This window comes from Streptomyces acidiscabies (assembly GCF_020010905.1).
GTDB lineage: Bacteria > Actinomycetota > Actinomycetes > Streptomycetales > Streptomycetaceae > Streptomyces > Streptomyces acidiscabies.
Map to the genome: position 1 here is coordinate 3,030,121 of NZ_JAGJBY010000001.1, position 18,364 is coordinate 3,048,484.

Annotated in this window: 12 protein-coding genes; 8 read left to right on the forward strand and 4 right to left on the reverse strand. The window is 70.9% G+C overall.

The genetic code is table 11. The features are described from left to right. Positions 1–2 precede the first annotated feature (2 nt). Positions 3–689, reverse strand: coding sequence for a maleylpyruvate isomerase family mycothiol-dependent enzyme (locus J8M50_RS14155; protein ID WP_010352485.1), 687 nt, complete (start codon positions 687–689; stop codon positions 3–5). A gap of 223 nt (positions 690–912) precedes the next feature. Here J8M50_RS14155 and uvrA point away from each other — a divergent pair, with 223 nt between their 5' ends. Next, complete coding sequence (gene uvrA / locus J8M50_RS14160; RefSeq protein WP_029183682.1) at positions 913–3,873, forward strand: excinuclease ABC subunit UvrA; 2,961 nt, start codon at positions 913–915, stop codon at positions 3,871–3,873. Between the two features lie 96 nt (positions 3,874–3,969). Here the strand turns inward: uvrA and J8M50_RS14165 are convergent, their stop codons facing one another. The 3 genes from J8M50_RS14165 to J8M50_RS14175 form a co-directional block, all read right to left on the reverse strand. Continuing rightward, complete coding sequence (locus tag J8M50_RS14165; protein WP_010352482.1) at positions 3,970–4,881, reverse strand: carbohydrate kinase family protein; 912 nt, start codon at positions 4,879–4,881, stop codon at positions 3,970–3,972. Continuing rightward, complete coding sequence (locus J8M50_RS14170) at positions 4,878–6,101, reverse strand: LacI family DNA-binding transcriptional regulator (RefSeq protein WP_010352481.1); 1,224 nt, start codon at positions 6,099–6,101, stop codon at positions 4,878–4,880. The genes J8M50_RS14165 and J8M50_RS14170 overlap by 4 nt, the downstream gene beginning before the upstream one ends. Before the next feature lie 212 nt (positions 6,102–6,313). Continuing rightward, on the reverse strand, positions 6,314–7,267 hold the full coding sequence (locus J8M50_RS14175; RefSeq protein ID WP_010352479.1) for a hypothetical protein: 954 nt from the start codon (positions 7,265–7,267) through the stop codon (positions 6,314–6,316). Positions 7,268–7,562: 295 nt separating this feature from the next. Between J8M50_RS14175 and uvrC the strand changes: the two genes are divergently transcribed. The 7 genes from uvrC (at position 7,563) to J8M50_RS14210 (ending at position 18,363) form a co-directional block, all read left to right on the forward strand. After that, positions 7,563–9,602, forward strand: coding sequence for an excinuclease ABC subunit UvrC (gene uvrC / locus J8M50_RS14180; protein WP_010352478.1), 2,040 nt, complete (start codon positions 7,563–7,565; stop codon positions 9,600–9,602). After that, positions 9,599–10,564 (forward strand): RNase adapter RapZ, encoded by a 966-nt coding sequence (rapZ, locus tag J8M50_RS14185; RefSeq protein ID WP_010352477.1) that lies wholly within the window; start codon positions 9,599–9,601, stop codon positions 10,562–10,564. Before uvrC ends, rapZ begins: the two co-directional genes overlap by 4 nt. Continuing rightward, positions 10,561–11,637 carry a gluconeogenesis factor YvcK family protein gene (locus tag J8M50_RS14190; protein WP_029183681.1) on the forward strand — a complete coding sequence of 359 codons (1,077 nt, stop codon included), beginning with the start codon at positions 10,561–10,563 and terminating at the stop codon, positions 11,635–11,637. The genes rapZ and J8M50_RS14190 overlap by 4 nt, the downstream gene beginning before the upstream one ends. After that, positions 11,628–12,617 (forward strand): DNA-binding protein WhiA, encoded by a 990-nt coding sequence (gene whiA / locus J8M50_RS14195; RefSeq protein ID WP_010352474.1) that lies wholly within the window; start codon positions 11,628–11,630, stop codon positions 12,615–12,617. The genes J8M50_RS14190 and whiA overlap by 10 nt, the downstream gene beginning before the upstream one ends. A 229-nt stretch (positions 12,618–12,846) precedes the next feature. Further along, positions 12,847–15,804, forward strand: coding sequence for a M14 family metallopeptidase (locus J8M50_RS14200; protein WP_010352473.1), 2,958 nt, complete (start codon positions 12,847–12,849; stop codon positions 15,802–15,804). Positions 15,805–16,033: 229 nt separating this feature from the next. After that, complete coding sequence (gap, locus tag J8M50_RS14205) at positions 16,034–17,038, forward strand: type I glyceraldehyde-3-phosphate dehydrogenase (protein ID WP_010352472.1); 1,005 nt, start codon at positions 16,034–16,036, stop codon at positions 17,036–17,038. A 113-nt stretch (positions 17,039–17,151) separates the two neighbouring features. Further along, the gene (locus tag J8M50_RS14210; protein ID WP_010352471.1) at positions 17,152–18,363 is read left to right on the forward strand and encodes a phosphoglycerate kinase; all 1,212 of its coding nucleotides are present in this window, start codon (positions 17,152–17,154) and stop codon (positions 18,361–18,363) included. Position 18,364: the final 1 nt, after the last annotated feature.

Here is an 18,364-nt window from a genome sequence, read left to right on the forward strand (position 1 = left end):
GCCTATAGCGGGGGCAGCGTCGGCAGGAGGCCGCCGTCGGCGACCGGCGCCGGCGCCCCGGGACGCCCCGCGAGCCAGCCCAGCAACTCGGCGCCGGAGCCCGTGACGGTCACCTCGGGGGAGTCCCCGGCCCGGCCCGTGCGCCACGCGCGCGTGCCGTCCGTCAGGAGGGTCGGCGGTACGGCGGCGAGGGCGGCGTACCGGTCGGCGAGGAAGGCGATCTCCCGCTCCGTGAAGTCCTCCGGGAGATCCGTCAGGCCGTACCCGATGCCCAGGTCCACGTGGTGCAGCTCGACCTCGACCCAGCGCCGGAACGGGATCCGGGCCGCGCTGTCCGTGACGCCGTTGCGCAGGGTCACCGTCCGCGACCAGTCGGCCGGGGCGTCACCGGCGGCCAGGAAGCGCGCGTTGCTCGCGCGCAGGTCGGCGAGGTGGACCTCCAGCGCGCGCGGGGCGTCCCGCTCGATGTCCGCGTCCCGGGCCTCGGCGGTCGCGTACATCGGGCGACCGCCCAGGACGTCCACCAGAGCGTCGGCGTTGCGGGCCAGGTGGGCGAGGACGTGGCCACGGCTCCAGCCCGGCAACCGTGACGGTTCGGCGACCGACGCGTTGTCCAGCCCGGCGACCGCGCTCAGCAGCCGCTCCGTCGCGTCCCGTACCGAGTCCAGGTCACGCACGTGATCAGTCATGGGGCCGACCCTAGCCCCGTCACTCCATCGGGTGAAGGTGTCTTGTGGGCACCGTGAATCGAATGTATGTGCGATACGGTGACTTGCAGGCGTCGGGCATGCTGGACGGCAGGGGATTGTTCGCAACCCGTGCATCCGACCGGCGTTGTCAGTGGCTCCCCCTAGTCTGGGAAAGACGGGGGCCCCGCCCCTGTCACTTCTCTCAAGAAAGGTGCGGACCGGCGTGGCCGACCGTCTCATCGTCCGTGGCGCGCGCGAGCACAATCTGAAGAACGTCTCGCTCGACCTGCCCCGTGACTCGCTCATCGTCTTCACGGGCCTGTCCGGTTCGGGCAAGTCCTCCCTCGCCTTCGACACGATCTTCGCGGAGGGCCAGCGGCGCTACGTGGAGTCCCTCTCCTCGTACGCCCGCCAGTTCCTCGGCCAGATGGACAAGCCCGACGTCGACTTCATCGAGGGCCTCTCCCCGGCCGTCTCGATCGACCAGAAGTCGACCTCGCGCAACCCCCGCTCCACGGTCGGCACGATCACCGAGGTCTACGACTACCTGCGACTGCTCTTCGCCCGCATCGGCAAACCGCACTGCCCCCAGTGCCGTCGCCCGATCTCGCGCCAGTCGCCGCAGGCCATCGTCGACAAGGTCCTGGAGCTTCCCGAGGGCAGCCGCTTCCAGGTCCTCTCGCCGCTCGTGCGCGAGCGCAAGGGCGAGTTCGTCGACCTCTTCGCCGACCTCCAGACCAAGGGCTACTCCCGCGCGCGTGTCGACGGCGAGACGATCCAGCTCTCCGAGCCGCCCGTCCTCAAGAAGCAGGAGAAGCACACCATCGAGGTGGTCGTCGACCGCCTCACGGTCAAGGAAGGCGCCAAGCGCCGCCTCACCGACTCCGTCGAGACCGCGCTCGGCCTGTCCGGCGGCATGGTCGTCCTCGACTTCGTCGACCTCCCGGCGGACGACCCCGAGCGCGAGCGCATGTACTCGGAGCACCTGTACTGCCCGTACGACGACCTCTCCTTCGAGGAGCTGGAGCCCCGCTCCTTCTCCTTCAACTCGCCCTTCGGCGCCTGTCCCGAGTGCAGCGGCATCGGCACGCGCATGGAGGTCGACGCCGAGCTGATCGTCCCGGACGAGGACAAGTCCCTCGACGAGGGCGCCATCCACCCCTGGTCCCACGGCCACACGAAGGACTACTTCGGCCGCCTGGTCGGCGCCCTCGCCGACGCGCTGGGGTTCCGTACGGACATCCCCTTCGCGGGCCTCCCGCAGCGCGCCAAGAAGGCCCTGCTGTACGGCCACAAGACGCAGATCGAGGTCCGCTACCGCAACCGGTACGGCCGCGAGCGGGTCTACACGACGCCCTTCGAGGGCGCCGTCCCGTTCGTGAAGCGCCGGCACGGCGAGTCCGAGAGCGACGCCAGCCGCGAGCGCTTCGAGGGCTACATGCGCGAGGTGCCCTGCCCGACCTGCGAGGGCACCCGCCTCAAGCCGATCGTCCTCGCGGTCACGGTCATGGGGAAGTCCATCGCCGAGGTCTCCGGGATGTCCATCAGCGACTGCGCGGACTTCCTGGGCGAACTGAGGCTCAGCGCGCGCGACAAGAAGATCGCCGAGCGCGTCCTCAAGGAGGTCAACGAGCGGCTGCGGTTCCTGGTCGACGTCGGCCTCGACTACCTCTCGCTGAACCGCGCGGCCGGCACGCTCTCCGGCGGCGAGGCCCAGCGCATCCGCCTCGCCACCCAGATCGGCTCCGGACTCGTCGGCGTCCTCTACGTCCTCGACGAGCCGTCCATCGGCCTGCACCAGCGCGACAACCACCGGCTCATCGAGACGCTGGTGCGGCTGCGCGACATGGGCAACACCCTCATCGTCGTCGAGCACGACGAGGACACCATCAAGGTCGCCGACTGGGTCGTCGACATCGGCCCCGGCGCCGGTGAGCACGGCGGCAAGGTCGTCCACAGCGGCTCCTACAAGGAGCTGCTCGACAACGCCGAGTCGCAGACCGGGCAGTACCTCTCGGGCCGCAAGTCCATCCCGCTGCCGGACGTTCGCCGCCCGCGCGACCCCGCCCGGCAGCTCACGGTCCACGGCGCCCGCGAGAACAACCTCAAGGACATCGACGTCTCCTTCCCGCTCGGCGTCTTCACCGCCGTCACGGGCGTCTCGGGCTCCGGCAAGTCCACGCTGGTCAACGACATCCTGTACACGCACCTGGCGCGCGAGCTGAACGGCGCGAGGAGCGTCCCCGGCCGGCACACGCGCGTGGACGGCGACGACCTCGTCGACAAGGTCGTCCACGTCGACCAGTCGCCCATCGGCCGCACCCCGCGCTCCAACCCGGCGACGTACACGGGCGTCTTCGACCACATCCGCAAGCTGTTCGCCGAGACCAGCGAGGCGAAGGTCCGCGGCTACCTGCCCGGCCGCTTCTCCTTCAACGTCAAGGGCGGTCGCTGCGAGAACTGCGCGGGCGACGGCACGATCAAGATCGAGATGAACTTCCTCCCGGACGTCTACGTCCCGTGCGAGGTCTGCCACGGCGCCCGCTACAACCGGGAGACCCTGGAGGTCCACTACAAGGGCAAGTCCATCGCCGAGGTCCTGAACATGCCGATCGAGGAGGCCACGGCCTTCTTCGAGGCGGTCCCCTCGATCTCCCGGCACCTCGGCACGCTCAAGGACGTCGGCCTCGGCTACGTCCGTCTCGGCCAGTCCGCCACCACGCTCTCCGGCGGCGAGGCCCAGCGCGTCAAGCTCGCGAGCGAACTCCAGCGCCGGTCCACCGGGCGGACCGTCTACGTCCTGGACGAGCCGACCACCGGTCTGCACTTCGAGGACATCAGCAAGCTCCTGAAGGTCCTCTCCGGTCTGGTCGACAAGGGCAACTCGGTCATCGTCATCGAGCACAACCTCGACGTCATCAAGACCGCGGACTGGGTCGTCGACATGGGCCCCGAGGGCGGCGCGGGCGGCGGCGTCGTCGTCGCCGAGGGCACGCCGGAGGAGATCGCGGGCGTTCCGGCCAGCCACACCGGCAAGTTCTTGCGCGAGATCCTCGGCGCGGACCGGGTCAGCGACGCGGTGCAGGTGAAGGCGCCGCGGAAGGCGGTCGCGGCGAAGAAGGCCGCACCGGCGAAGAAGGCGGCTCCGGCGAAGAAGGCGGCTGTGGCCAGAAAAGCCAAATAAAAGGTGAAAAAGTCGGCGCCCCACGGGAACTCCCCGTGGGGCGCCGTCCGTTCCACCATCAGACAGGCGAACCTTGACAACGCCACAGCGTGCGAGTCAGAAGTCCTCCAGTTCGGAGGCGTACGGCGGTTCCGCCCCCGCCCGGGAGCAGGTCAGTGCCGCGGCGCGCGCGGCGAAGCTCAGGAGCCGGTGCCAGGCCTCGTAACTGAGTCCCCCCATCGCGGCGGCCGAGAGCACCCCCATCTCCGACAGGCCATGCAGAAGCGCCGCGTTCACGGTGTCGCCCGCGCCGATGGTGTCCACCACCGCCACCTCGTCGCCGGGCACCGGATACACCTTCCCGCCCGGGAGGAACAGGGACAGCCCGGCCGAGCCGTGCGTGACGACGACGGCGGACGGACCGGAGGCCAGCAGGTCGAGCGGGGTGACGGCCAGCCAGCGCATGTCGTCCTCGGACAGTTTGAGGAGGGTGACATGAGGCAGCCAGCCCCGGAAGCGGGCGCGGTAGGCGTCCGGGTCGGAGATCAGGCCGGGGCGGATGTTCGGGTCCAGCAGCGTGAACAGGCCCTTGGCGGAGGCGTCGCGCATCAGCCGCTCGTAGGCGCTCGCCCCCGGCTCCAGGACGAGCGAACAGGTGCCGAAGGCCACCGCCTCCGTCCCCGGGGGCAGTTCGGCCGGCGCCGTGAAGAGGCGGTCGGCGGTGCCGTCGACGTAGAAGGAGTAGGCGGCGGCCCCGTTCTCGTCCAGGGTCGCGGCGGCCAGCGTGGTCGGCTCCGGGCCGCGCTGCACATGGGAGACGTCGACGCCCGAGGAGCGCAGCCCCTCCAGCAGGGCGTTCCCGAAGGGGTCGGTGGAGGTGCGGGAGAGGAACGCGGTGGGGGAGCCGAGGCGGCCGAGGGCCACCGCGGTGTTGTACGGCCCGCCGCCCAGCGCCGGCTGGAGTTCGGCGAGGGCGCCCTCGCCGAGCGGGACCAGGTCGATCAGGGCTTCTCCGGTGACGACGATCACGAGTCGGTTCCTCTCTGGCGGTGCGTGGACCGCTCGCTGCCGAGGGGCTGTTCGGGGCAGCCGCACGAGGTGCGGTGGACGAAGACGGAAGGGAGGCGGACGGTGCGGGTCGGACGGGCCGGCTCGGCGAGGCGGTCCAGGAGCAGACGGACGGCACGGGCCCCGATCTCCCGGCCGGGCTGGGCGACGGCGGTGAGACGGGGAGAGAGGAGGTCGGCCCAGGGAAAGTCGTCGAAACAGCACAGGGCGAGATCGCCGGGCACGGTGAGCCCGCGGGCCCGCAGGGCGGTCAGGGCACCGAGGGTGATGGCGTCGTTGCCGGTGACGAGGGCGGTGGGCGGGTCGGGGAGGGCGAGGAGGGCGGCGGTCGCCTGCTCGGCGGAGGGGGAGGCAGGGTGTGCGGGGTGTGCGAGGGCGCCCGGGATCGCGGAGGCAGGCTGTGGAGGAGCGGTGCTGAGAGGCGTGGCGGGAAGGAGGGCGTCCGGGGCGTCGGAGCCGGTGTGAGGGAGGCGGTCGGCGGAGGCCGGGAGCGCAGGGCCGCTGCGGAGGGTGGGCGCGTGGGCGACGAGGTGGGGATCGAAGGAGAGGCCGGCCGTAGTGAGGGCCTGGCGGTAGCCGGTAACGCGTTCCGTGGTGGTGCTGAGGCCGGGGTGGCCGGCGATGAGGGCGATGCGGCGGTGGCCGAGGGCCGCGAGGTGGGTGACGAGGCCGGCGGTCGGCTCGGTGTTGTCCGCGCAGACCTGGTCGAAGAGGGGGCCGGCACCGGGCGGGGCGTCGAGGACACGGTCGAGGAGGACCGTGGGGACGCGGTGGCGGGTGAGGTAGGAGACGAGGCCGCGCGGGTCGGCGGAAGGGGCGACGACGAGCCCGTCGACCCGGCGCTCGTGCAGGAGCTGGACGACGGTGCGCTCGTGGGCGGGGTCGTCGTGGGGGTCGGCTATCAGGAGGCTGTAGCCGTGCTCCAGGGCCGCTGTCTCCACGCCCTGGAGGATCTGGGTGAAGTACGGGTTGGTGAGCGTCGACACCGCGAGGCCGATGGAGCGGGTGCGGGAGGTGACGAGGGAGCGGGCCAGGGTGTTCGGCGTGTAGCCGAGGGCGTCGACCGCGTCGAGGACGGCCCGGCGGGTGTGCGGGAGGACCGGGCGGGTGTCGTTGAGGACGTGGGACACGGTGGCGACGGAGACCCCCGCGTGCCGGGCGACATCGGCCATGGTCGCCATGGTGGGCTCCCCTCGGCGGGCGGTACGGGTGTCGGTACGGCCGGGAAGGTATCGCAATTTCCGGGGGACGTAAACGCTTGCGTAAGCGTTTACGTCTGGAGGGAACGCGTCAGGCCGGACGGGGTGGGGCGGGCCGAGTCAGGTGACGGCGAGCGGGGAGCGGCCCCGGAGTTCGGGGCTCCGGGGTGACGGGCCGCTCTGGGCGAGACCGGTTACTCCCAGTCCCAGCCGATGCCCACTATGCCGGTGCGCAGGCGGGGTTCGACCAGGTGGACCGAGTGGTGGCTGCCGCTGAGGGGGAGGGAGTGGCGGCCGGTGCGCGGGGCGGCGTAGGAGTGCTGGGTGAAGCGGTGGCAGCGGGCGGGGAGGGCCTGTTCGTCGAACTGGACCTGGAGGACGTACTGGCCGCCCGCGAGGTTGACGTCGTGGACGTACTCGCGGGAGGCGCCGGCGGTGCCGTCCTCCACCTCGTAGCGGAAGAGGAAGGTGTCGCCGGGGCGCAGCCGGGTGTCGAAGAGCAGCTCGGCGACGAGGATGCCGGTCTCCTGGTGGTGGCGGACGCGGCCGGTGCGGCAGTTCTCCAGGGCGCGCACCTCCATCCGGTCCGGGGTGCAGCCGGGGTCGCCGTGGTGGACGGCGACGAAGCGGTCGACTCCGTCGCGGTGGGCGCGGACGATGTGGTGGGCCTCGCGGCTGAGGAGTTCACGGCCGGCGCCGATGCGGACGCGTTCGTGGTGGCCGATGGTCTGGAGGCCGGGGTCGAGCGGGCAGCCCAGGTCGGTGAGGAGACGCTCCATGACGTCGGTGGCCTGGAGGAGGGCGCGGTAGGAGCGGGCGGCGGGGCGGCCGGGGGCGGCGTCGCCCTCGGCCTCCGCGAGGAGGCGGATCAGGGACTCCTCCGGCAGATGGAGGATCTCCTCCAGGGCGCGGACGGCGCGCAGGGACTCCGGGCGCTGGGGGCGGCGGGCACCCTGCTGCCAGTAACTCAGGCTGGTGACACCGACTCTGACGCCGTAGCGGGAGAGATGGTGCTGGACGCGTTGCAGGGGCAGGCCGCGTGCGGCTATCGCGGCCCGCAGGGCGACGTGGAAGGGGCCGCCTCGCAGGGCCGTGTCCAGTTCCGCTGTGACGTCGGAGGGGCCCGCGTGCTGTGCGGCGTGCGGCATGGAGGGGCCTTTCTGTGAACAACGGCTGGTCAGACCGTTCGTGGATCGGGGCCTCCCCGATGACGCAGGAGGGTTTTCTGCCTCTTCCTACGGCTCACCCGTACGACGCTGTTCACGGCCCCGAGTTCCCCGCATTGAAGCGTGTCGCTCAGGCGGCGACAACAGTTGTGACGGGGGTGGACGAGAGGGGTGACCGGAATGGACCGGAACGGGCCCACCCACCCCGCGGGACCTCGTCCGTGGCCGACTTCTCCGCGACGTCTGAGTGTCAGTCGGCGACAGTAGGGTGGGGGGTATGGCCGATCCCTCCAGCTACCGCCCCAAGCCGGGTGAGATCCCGGAGTCTCCGGGGGTGTACAGGTTCCGTGACGAGCACCGGCGGGTCATCTACGTCGGGAAGGCCAAGAGCCTGCGGCAGCGGCTGGGGAGCTATTTCCAGGACCTGGCCGGGCTGCATCCGCGGACGCGGACGATGGTGACGACCGCGGCGTCCGTGGAGTGGACCGTGGTGTCCACGGAGGTCGAGGCGCTCCAGCTGGAGTACTCCTGGATCAAGGAGTACGACCCGCGCTTCAACGTGAAGTACCGGGACGACAAGAGCTACCCGTACCTCGCGGTGACGATGAACGAGGAGTACCCGCGGGTCCAGGTGATGCGGGGCCAGAAGAAGAAGGGTGTGCGGTACTTCGGGCCGTACGGGCACGCGTGGGCGATCCGGGACACGGTGGACCTGCTGCTGAGGGTGTTCCCGGTGCGGACGTGCTCGGCGGGCGTGTTCAGGAACGCGGCGCGGACGGGCCGGCCGTGTCTGCTGGGGTACATCGGGAAGTGCTCGGCGCCGTGCGTGGAGAAGGTCTCCGCCGAGGAGCACCGCGAACTGGCCGAGGAGTTCTGCGACTTCATGACGGGCCGGACGGGGACGTACCTGCGCCGGCTGGAGAAGCAGATGGCGTCGGCGGCCGACGAGATGGAGTACGAGCGGGCGGCCCGCCTGCGGGACGACATCGAGGCCCTCAAGAAGGCGATGGAGAAGAGCGCGGTCGTGCTCGCGGACGCGACCGACGCCGACCTGATCGCCGTCGCGGAGGACGAGCTGGAGGCGGCCGTCCAGATCTTCCACGTCAGGGGCGGCCGGGTGCGCGGCCAGCGCGGCTGGATCACCGACCGGGTGGAGGCGGTGACGACCGCAGGGCTCGTGGAGCACGCCCTCCAGCAGCTCTACGGCGAGGAGACCGGGGACGCGGTCCCCAAGGAGGTCCTGGTCCCCGCGCTGCCGGAGCCCGTGGAGCCGGTCCAGGAGTGGCTGACCGGGCGGCGCGGCGCCGCCGTCTCGCTGCGCATCCCGCAGCGCGGCGACAAGCGGGCCCTGATGGAGACCGTCGCGCGCAACGCCCAGCAGGCCCTCGTCCTGCACAAGACGAAGCGCGCCTCCGACCTCACGACCCGCTCCCGCGCACTGGAGGAGATCGCCGAGGCCCTCGGCCTGGACAGCGCGCCCCTGCGCGTCGAGTGCTTCGACATCTCCCACCTCCAGGGCGACGACGTCGTGGCGTCCATGGTCGTCTTCGAGGACGGCCTGGCCCGCAAGAGCGAGTACCGCCGCTTCCAGATCAAGAGCTTCGAGGGCCAGGACGACGTCCGGTCCATGCACGAGGTGATCACCCGCCGGTTCCGCCGCTACCTCGCGGAGAAGGAGAAGACCGGCGAGTGGACGGACGGGGACACGACAACCGATGCCGGTGACACCCCTGGTGACACCCCTCCGGGCAACGCCTTCACGGAAGAGGACGGCCGCCCCAAGAAGTTCGCCTACCCCCCGCAGCTCCTGGTGGTCGACGGCGGTCAGCCCCAGGTCGCGGCAGCCAAGCGCGCACTGGACGAACTCGGCATCGACGACATCGCTGTCTGCGGGCTCGCCAAGCGCCTGGAGGAGGTCTGGCTGCCGGACGACGACGACCCGGTGGTCATGCCACGTACCAGCGAGGGCCTGTACCTTCTGCAACGCGTGCGCGACGAGGCGCACCGGTTCGCGATCACGTATCAGCGCACCAAACGGGCCAAGAGGTTCCGGGCGGGCCCGCTGGACGACGTACCGGGACTCGGCGACACCCGCAAGCAGGCGCTGATCAAGCACTTCGGCTCGGTGAAGAAGCTGCGTTCCGCGACGATCGACCAGATCTGCGAGGTTCCGGGCATAGGCCGCAAGACGGCCGAGACCATCGCCGTGACCCTCGCGCAGGCGGCCCCGGCGGCACCCGCCGTCAACACGGCCACGGGAGAGATCATGGAAGACGAAGTGCGCGAAGGACGCGAGGAACGGGGACAGGAGCCATGAACGAGCACGAGAAGCGTCAGGAAGAAGCACAGGTGAGTACCGACACCCCGCCGCCCGACACCCCCCAGCCCGACACCCCGCAGCCCGGGATCCCCGAGGCGGCGATCCCCGAGCTGGTGATCATCTCCGGCATGTCGGGAGCCGGCCGTTCGACGGCCGCGAAGTGCCTGGAGGACCTCGGCTGGTTCGTCGTCGACAACCTGCCGCCCGCCCTGATCCCCACCATGGTGGAGCTGGGCGCCCGCTCGCAGGGGAACGTGGCGAGGATCGCCGTCGTCGTGGACGTCCGCGGCCGGCGTTTCTTCGACAACCTCCGCGAGTCCCTCGCCGACCTGGAGTCCAAGCACGTCACCCGGCGGATCGTGTTCCTGGAGTCCTCGGACGACGCGCTGGTGCGCCGCTTCGAGTCGGTGCGCCGCCCGCACCCCCTCCAGGGCGACGGCCGCATCGTCGACGGCATCGACGCCGAACGCGAGCTGCTGCGCGAGCTGCGCGGGGACGCCGACCTGGTGATCGACACCTCCAGCCTCAACGTCCACGAGCTGCGCGCCAAGATGGACGCCCAGTTCGCGGGCGAGGAGGAACCGGAGCTGCGGGCCACGGTCATGTCGTTCGGCTTCAAGTACGGCCTCCCCGTGGACGCCGACCTGGTCGTCGACATGCGCTTCCTCCCCAACCCCCACTGGGTCCCGGAGCTGCGCCCCTACACCGGCCTGAACGAGGAGGTCTCGGCGTACGTCCTCGGCCAGCCCGGCGCGAAGGAGTTCCTCGACCGGTACGCCGAACTTCTCCAACTGATTGCCGCGGGCTACCGTCGTGAGGGCAAGCGGTACGTGACCATCGCCGTCGGCTGTACGGGCGGCAAGCACCGGTCCGTGGCGATGTCGGAGAAGCTCGCCGCGCGACTCGCGGCCGAGGGCGTGGAGACGGTGGTCGTGCACCGGGACATGGGACGGGAATGACAGGACGTACTCCGCGGCTGGGCCGGCTGCGCAGGGGGGTGCCCGACGGACAGCCGGGCAGGGCGGTACGGCCGGTCGAGGCGCGCGGGGCGAGACCGCGCCGCAGGGGCGCGCAGCCCAAGGTCGTCGCGCTCGGCGGCGGCATGGGCCTGTCGGCCTCGCTGGCCGCGCTGCGCCGGATCACCGGCGACCTCACGGCCGTTGTCACCGTCGCCGACGACGGCGGCTCCAGCGGTCGGCTGCGGGACGAGCTGGGCGTGCTCCCGCCCGGCGACCTGCGCAAGGCGCTCGCCGCGCTGTGCGGGGACGACGACTGGGGCCAGACCTGGGCCCGGGTCGTCCAGCACCGCTTCCAGTCCCAGGGCGAGATCAACGGCCACGCGGTCGGCAACCTCCTGATCGTCGCCCTGTGGGAGCAGCTCGGGGACCACGTCCAGGCCCTCGACCTGGTCGGCAAGCTCCTCGGGGCGCACGGCAGGGTGCTGCCCATGTCGGCGGTCCCGCTGGAGCTGGAGGCCCTGGTCAAGGGGCACGACCCACAGCGGCCGGACGAGGTGGACACCGTACGCGGGCAGGCGACGGTCGCGCTGACGCCCGGCGAGGTGCAGTCCGTGCACCTGGTGCCGCACGACCCGCCCGCCGTGCCGGAGGCCGTGGAGGCCGTACGGGACGCCGACTGGGTGGTTCTCGGACCCGGTTCCTGGTTCTCCTCCGTCATGCCCCATCTGCTGGTCCCGGAGCTGGTGGAGGCCCTGACGCAGACGAAGGCGCGCCGGGTGCTCGCGCTGAATCTCGCCCCCCAGCCCGGCGAAACCGACGGGTTCTCCCCGCAGCGTCATTTGGAGGTTTTGGGGCGACACGCCCCTAAACTCGCCCTGGACGTGGTGCTGGCCGACGAGGCCGCCGTGCCCGACCGCGAATCCCTGACCGACGCCGCCAAACCGTTCGGCGCCGCGGTCGAGCTGGCGCCGGTGGCTCGGCTCGACGGGACTCCTCGGCACGACCCGGAGCTGCTGGCCGCCGCGTACGACCGTATTTTTCGGATGCATGGAAGGATCGGCCCATGGCGATGACGGCAGCGGTGAAGGACGAGATCTCCCGGCTCCCCGTCACCCGGACCTGCTGCAGGAAAGCGGAGGTCTCGGCCATCCTGCGGTTCGCCGGCGGCCTGCACCTCGTGAGCGGGCGGATCGTGATCGAGGCGGAGCTGGACACGGCGATGGCGGCCCGCCGGCTCAAACGGGACATCCTGGAGATCTTCGGGCACAGCTCGGAACTGATCGTGATGGCACCCGGCGGGCTGCGCAGGGGTTCGCGTTACGTCGTGAGAGTGGTCGCCGGCGGCGATCAGCTCGCGCGCCAGACGGGCCTCGTGGACGGCCGGGGACGCCCGATCCGGGGGCTCCCCCCGCAGGTCGTCTCCGGGGCCACCTGTGACGCCGAGGCGGCCTGGCGCGGGGCCTTCCTCGCGCACGGCTCCCTCACCGAGCCGGGCCGCTCCTCCTCCCTGGAGGTGACCTGCCCGGGCCCCGAGGCCGCGCTCGCCCTCGTCGGCGCCGCCCGCAGGCTCTCCATCGGGGCGAAGGCCCGCGAGGTGCGGGGCGTGGACCGGGTCGTCGTCCGCGACGGCGACGCGATCGGGGCGCTGCTGACCAGGCTCGGCGCGCACGAGTCGGTGCTGGCCTGGGAGGAGCGCCGGATGCGGCGCGAGGTCCGCGCCACCGCGAACCGCCTCGCCAACTTCGACGACGCGAACCTGCGCCGCTCGGCGCGTGCCGCCGTCGCCGCCGGGGCCCGGGTGCAGCGCGCGCTGGAGATCCTCGGCGAGGAGGTCCCCGAGCACCTCGCCGCCGCCGGGCGGCTGCGCATGGACCACAAGCAGGCGTCCCTCGAAGAGCTCGGCGCCCTCGCCGACCCTCCGCTCACCAAGGACGCCGTGGCCGGCCGTATCCGCCGTCTCCTCGCGATGGCCGACAAGCGCGCGACCGACCTCGGCATCCCCAGCACGGAGGCGAACCTCAGCGACGAGCTGGCCGACAACCTCGCGGGCTGACCCGCCGGCATCGGGCGTCGCCTCCGAGGGCGGCGCCTTTCGGTCACCGCAGGCACACACTTCTCACCAACCACCCCCGCCCCACAACTCTCTGACCCTCCGTCACCACACCCCCGAAGATTGACCCGTCCGCATGGTTTTCCCATGAGGCACCCTTGACGGAGCTGTGCCCCTGTCATGAGCCTGAGCACCTGTTCGTCGATGTGGTGGACCAGGGCTAGGGGAGTTCATGAGACGCAGAGCGAGATCGATCCTCGCCGTAGGGGCGCTGCTGGCCGGCGGAGCCGCCGTCGCGCCGATCGCGCAGGCGCAGCCGGGCAGCACGGGGACCATGAAGAACGGGGACGAGGTCAAGGTCTTCCGTGCCGAAGTCACCAAGGCCCAGGTGCCGTTGCTGCTCAAGGCGGGCCAGGACGGGCACGAGCTGAGTGAGGCGGTCCCGGCCAAGGGCGAGGCGACCGTCGAGGTCTACCTCACCGACCAGCAGGCCGGCGCCCTGGAGAAGCAGGGCGTCGACCTCACGGAGCACACCCTCTCCGCGAAGGCCGAGCGCCGCGTGGAGGCCGCGTCGGACGGGGTGTTCCGCAAGTACAGCGGCAGCGGCGGCCTCAAGGAGGAGATCCTGCGCATCGCGCAGGAGAACCCCGGCCTCACGAAGGTCGTCTCCATCGGCAAGACGGTGAACGGCCAGGACATCCTCGCGCTGAAGCTCACCAAGGGCGCGAAGAAGACCAAGGACGGCAGCAGGCCGGCCGTCCTGTACGCCTCGAACCAGCACGCGCGCGAGTGGATCACCCCGGAGATGACCCGGCGGCTGATGCACTACTACCTGGACAACTACAAGAACGACAAGCGGATCAGGAAGATCGTCGACTCCACCGAGCTGTGGTTCCTGCCGTCGGCCAACCCGGACGGCTACGACTACACGTTCAAGGACGCCTCCACCCGCATGTGGCGCAAGAACCTGCGCGACAACAACGGCGACGGCGTGATCGCGACGGGCGACGGCGTCGACCTGAACCGCAACTTCGCCTACCGGTGGGGCTACGACGACGAGGGTTCGTCCCCCAACCCGACCAGCGAGACCTACCGGGGCACCGCGCCCGCCTCCGAGCCGGAGACGAAGGCGCTCGACTCCTTCGAGAAGCGCATCGGGTTCACGTACGGCATCAACTACCACTCCGCCGCCCAGCTGCTGCTGTACGGGGTCGGCTGGCAGGTCGCGACGGACACCCCGGACGACGTCGTCTACAAGGCGCTCGCCGGTACGCCGGAGAACTCGGCGATCCCCGGCTACCACCCGCAGGTCTCCTCGGAGCTGTACACGACGAACGGCGAGGCCGACGGGCACGCGTCGAACGTCAACGGGATGGCGATGTTCACCCCGGAGATGTCGACGTGCCAGACCGCGTCCGACCTCGACCCGAACGACCAGTGGAACGCGGCCGACTGCCGTTCGGTCTTCACGTTCCCGGACGACGAGAAGCTGATCCAGCAGGAGTTCGCGAAGAACATCCCGTTCGCGCTCTCGGTCGCCGAGTCCGCGGGGACCCCGGACCAGCCGAAGTCCTCGCTGGGCCTGAAGGCCGCCGACCTCACCCCGGCCCCCTTCACCACCTCGTACTCGCGCGGCGCCGACCAGGAGGTCTCCGTCGTCGCCCGCAGGGCGCTGCGGGACAAGGAGCTCAAGTACCGCGTCAACGGCGGCCGTACGCACAGCACGGGGCTGCGGTCGTGGAAGGGCGGGGAGACGTTCGGCGGGGAGGACAACCTCTTCTACGACGAGTACCGCGCGAAGGTGCGCGACGGCGACCCCGGCGACAAGGTCCAGGTGTGGTTCACCGGCGTGACCAAGGCCGGCAAGAAGGTCACCAGCGGCAAGTTCACGTACACGGTCGCCCGGCGGGCCGCCGCCGACACGCTCGTCGTCGCCGAGGAGGGCGCCGCCGCGACGCAGGCACAGGCGTACGTCGACGCGCTGAAGGCCAACGGCCGCAAGGCAGTTGTGTGGGACGTGGCCACGCAGGGCGTGCCGGACGCGCTCGGCGTGCTGAAGCACTTCCGTACGGTCGTGCACTACACGGGCGCGGCCGTCCCCGGTAACCCGACGCAGCTCGAACTGCGGGCCTACCTCAACGAGGGCGGCAAGCTGATCGAGGCCGGCGAGCGGGCCGGCGGCGCGGTCGACCTCGGCGACGGCACCCCCTCCGACGACTTCAGCCAGTACTACCTGGGCGCCTACTCGCGCACGTCGGTCGCGGGCGCGAGCGGTGTCACGGGCTCCGGGAAGCTGACCGGCTTCTCCGGCCTGCTGGCCGGCGCCCCCGGCAACCCGCTGGACCAGGCGGGCACGTACGGCGTCACCTCGGACGAACTCCCGGCCGACAAGTACCCCCAGTTCGCGAGCGCGGGCGCGGGGCAGTACGCCGGGACGGTCAACCCGTACGGGCCGTACTCGGGGTCGTACATGGCCGCGGCCGTGCACACCGACGACGCCTACAAGCGGCTGACCCGGACCATCGACCTGACCTCGGTGACCGCCGCCCAGCAGCCCACGCTGCGGGCGCGGCTGTTCTGGGACACCGAGCAGGGGTACGACAACGCGATCGTCGAGGCGCACAGCGCGGGCGGCGCCGACTGGACGACCCTGCCGGAGAAGAGCGGCGCGACCGGCACGGCCGTACCGGCGGAGTGCGGCGGCGGCTTCTACATCGGCGAGCACCCCTGGCTCAGCCACTACCTGACCCTGAACGGCAGCACCTGCACCAACACCGGGACCTCGGGCGCCTGGAACGCGTTCACCGGGACCTCCAGCGGCTGGCAGCAGGTCGAGTTCGACCTGAGCGCGTACGCCGGGAAGAGCGTCGAGGTGTCGTTCGCGTACGTCACCGACCCGGGCACCGGCGGCCACGGCGTGCTCCTCGACGACACCTCCGTCGTCGTGGGCGGCGCGGCGACCCAGGCCGAGGGCTTCGAGACCGTGCTCGGCGCCTGGCAGGTCACCGGGCCCCCGGCGGGCAGCCCGGCCGTGCTGAAGGACTGGACGCGCACGGGCGCGCTGTTCCAGACGTACGGCGCCGTCACCACGAAGGACACCGTGCTGCTGGGCTTCGGCCTGGAGCACCTGACCACGGCGGCGGAGCGCAAGGCGCTCATCGGAAAGGCCCTCGCCTCACTTGAGAGGTGAATCGGCCCGGTCAAGGATCGTCCATGATTCGTGACCGAATCGTGTGAAAAGGTTTTCCGGGTCCTGGCGGTCCGTACCCCTACTGGTGGGTACGGACCGCCTCGCCGCGTATGGGACGACTCGATGTCACCGGCACCGCCCCGGAGAGGTAGGGTCGGGGGTGGTCGGGGACATCCCAAAAACAGCTCGCCGGCGACGAAGGCCGGCGTACCAACGAGGAGATCGGTTCGTGACGATCCGCGTAGGCATCAACGGCTTCGGCCGTATCGGCCGCAACTACTTCCGCGCGCTGCTGGCGCAGGGTGCCGACATCGAGGTCGTGGCCGTCAACGACCTGGGTGACACCGCGACCACCGCCCACCTGCTCAAGTACGACACGGTCCTCGGCCGTCTCAAGGCAGAGGTCACGCACACCGCCGACACCATCACGGTCGACGGTCATGTCATCAAGGTCCTTTCCGAGCGCGACCCCGCCCAGATCCCGTGGGGCGACCTGGGGGTCGACATCGTCATCGAGTCGACCGGCATCTTCACCAAGCGCGCCGACGCCGCCAAGCACATCGCGGGCGGCGCCAAGAAGGTCCTCATCTCCGCTCCGGCGACCGACGAGGACATCACCATCGTGCTCGGCGTCAACGAGGACAAGTACGACGCGAGCGCGCACGACATCATTTCGAACGCCTCCTGCACCACCAACTGCGTGGCGCCGATGGCCAAGGTTCTCCTGGAGAACTTCGGCATCGTCTCGGGCCTGATGACCACGGTCCACGCCTACACCAGCGACCAGCGCCTCCAGGACTTCCCGCACAAGGACCTGCGCCGCGCCCGCGCCGCCGCCGAGAACATCATCCCGGCGTCCACCGGCGCCGCGAAGGCCCTCGGCGTGGTCATCCCGGAGCTGTCCGGCAAGCTCAACGGCATGGCGATGCGCGTCCCGGTCCCGACCGGTTCCGTCACCGACCTCGTCGTCGAGACCGAGCGCGTGGTCACGAAGGAAGAGGTCAACGCGGCCTTCCAGAAGGCGGCCCAGGGCGAGCTGAAGGGCTACCTCGACTACACCGAGGACCCGATCGTCTCCTCGGACATCGTCAACTGGCCGGCGTCCTGCACCTTCGACTCGTCCCTGACCATGGTCCAGGGCAAGCAGGTGAAGATCATCGGCTGGTACGACAACGAGTGGGGCTACTCCAACCGCCTCGTCGACCTCACGGTCTTCGTCGGCGGCCGGCTCTGATCACCGCCTGACAGGCACCGCACCGATGTGAGCCGCAGGGCTCGGGCAGCATGCGAAGAGGCGCTGCCCGGGCCCTGTCGCACGTGCAAGCACCCGTACGACTGGAGACTGCATTGAAGACGATCGACGATCTCCTCGCCGAAGGCGTGTCCGGCAAGCGCGTCTTCGTCCGCGCCGACCTCAACGTTCCGCTGGCCGGCGGTCTCATCACCGACGACGGCCGGATCCGCGCCGTCCTGCCGACGATCGAGGCCCTCGTCGCCGCCGACGCCAAGGTCGTCGTCGCCTCGCACCTCGGCCGCCCCAAGGGCGCCCCGGACCTCGCGTTCTCGCTGCTGCCCGCCGCCGAACGACTCGGCGAGCTGCTCGGCACGCCCGTGGCCTTCGCCCAGGACACCGTCGGCCCCGCCGCCCACGACGCCGTGAACGGCCTGGAGCCCGGCCAGGTCGCGGTCGTCGAGAACCTCCGCTTCAACGCGGGCGAGACGTCCAAGGACGACACCGAGCGCGGCGAGTTCGCCGACCGGCTCGCGGCCCTCGCGGACGTGTACGTCGGTGACGGCTTCGGCGCCGTGCACCGCAAGCACGCCTCCGTGTTCGACCTCCCCGCGCGCCTCCCGCACTACGCCGGGTACCTCATCGCCACCGAGGTCGGCGTCCTCAAGAAGCTCACCGAGGACGTCGCCCGCCCCTACGTCGTCGCGCTCGGCGGTTCCAAGGTCTCCGACAAGCTCGCCGTCATCGACCAGCTCCTCGGCAAGGCCGACCGCATCCTCATCGGCGGCGGCATGGCCTTCACCTTCCTCAAGGCCCAGGGCCACGAGGTCGGCGCCTCCCTCCTCCAGGAGGACCAGATCCCGGCCGTCACCGAGTACCTGGAGCGCGCCGAGAAGCTGGGCGTCGAGCTGCTCGTCCCGGTCGACGTCGTCGTCTCCACCGCCTTCCCCGACCTGAAGACCAAGGCGCCCAGCGAGCACACCACCGTCGATGTGGACCGGATGCCCGAGGGCAGTCTCGGGCTGGACGTCGGCCCGGGGACCGGTGTGCTGTACACGTCCAAGCTCGCCGACGCAGCGACCGTCTTCTGGAACGGTCCCATGGGCGTCTTCGAGCACCCCGACTACGCCGAGGGCACCAAGGCGGTCGCCCAGGCCCTCGTCGACTCGGACGGCTTCACCGTCGTCGGCGGTGGAGACTCCGCCGCCGCCGTACGCACCCTCGGCTTCGACGAGAACGCGTTCGGCCACATCTCGACCGGTGGCGGCGCCTCCCTCGAATACCTTGAGGGCAAGACGCTCCCCGGCCTCGCCGCATTGGAGAACTGAC

Coding starts and splice junctions, on each gene's coding strand:
- J8M50_RS14155 (WP_010352485.1), bottom strand. CDS start 689: ATGACTGATCACGTGCGTGACCTGGACTCGGTACGGGACGCGACGGAG.
- J8M50_RS14170 (WP_010352481.1), bottom strand. CDS start 6,101: ATGGCGACCATGGCCGATGTCGCCCGGCACGCGGGGGTCTCCGTCGCC.
- J8M50_RS14175 (WP_010352479.1), bottom strand. CDS start 7,267: ATGCCGCACGCCGCACAGCACGCGGGCCCCTCCGACGTCACAGCGGAA.
- uvrC (WP_010352478.1), top strand. CDS start 7,563: ATGGCCGATCCCTCCAGCTACCGCCCCAAGCCGGGTGAGATCCCGGAG.
- rapZ (WP_010352477.1), top strand. CDS start 9,599: ATGAACGAGCACGAGAAGCGTCAGGAAGAAGCACAGGTGAGTACCGAC.
- J8M50_RS14190 (WP_029183681.1), top strand. CDS start 10,561: ATGACAGGACGTACTCCGCGGCTGGGCCGGCTGCGCAGGGGGGTGCCC.
- whiA (WP_010352474.1), top strand. CDS start 11,628: ATGGCGATGACGGCAGCGGTGAAGGACGAGATCTCCCGGCTCCCCGTC.
- J8M50_RS14200 (WP_010352473.1), top strand. CDS start 12,847: ATGAGACGCAGAGCGAGATCGATCCTCGCCGTAGGGGCGCTGCTGGCC.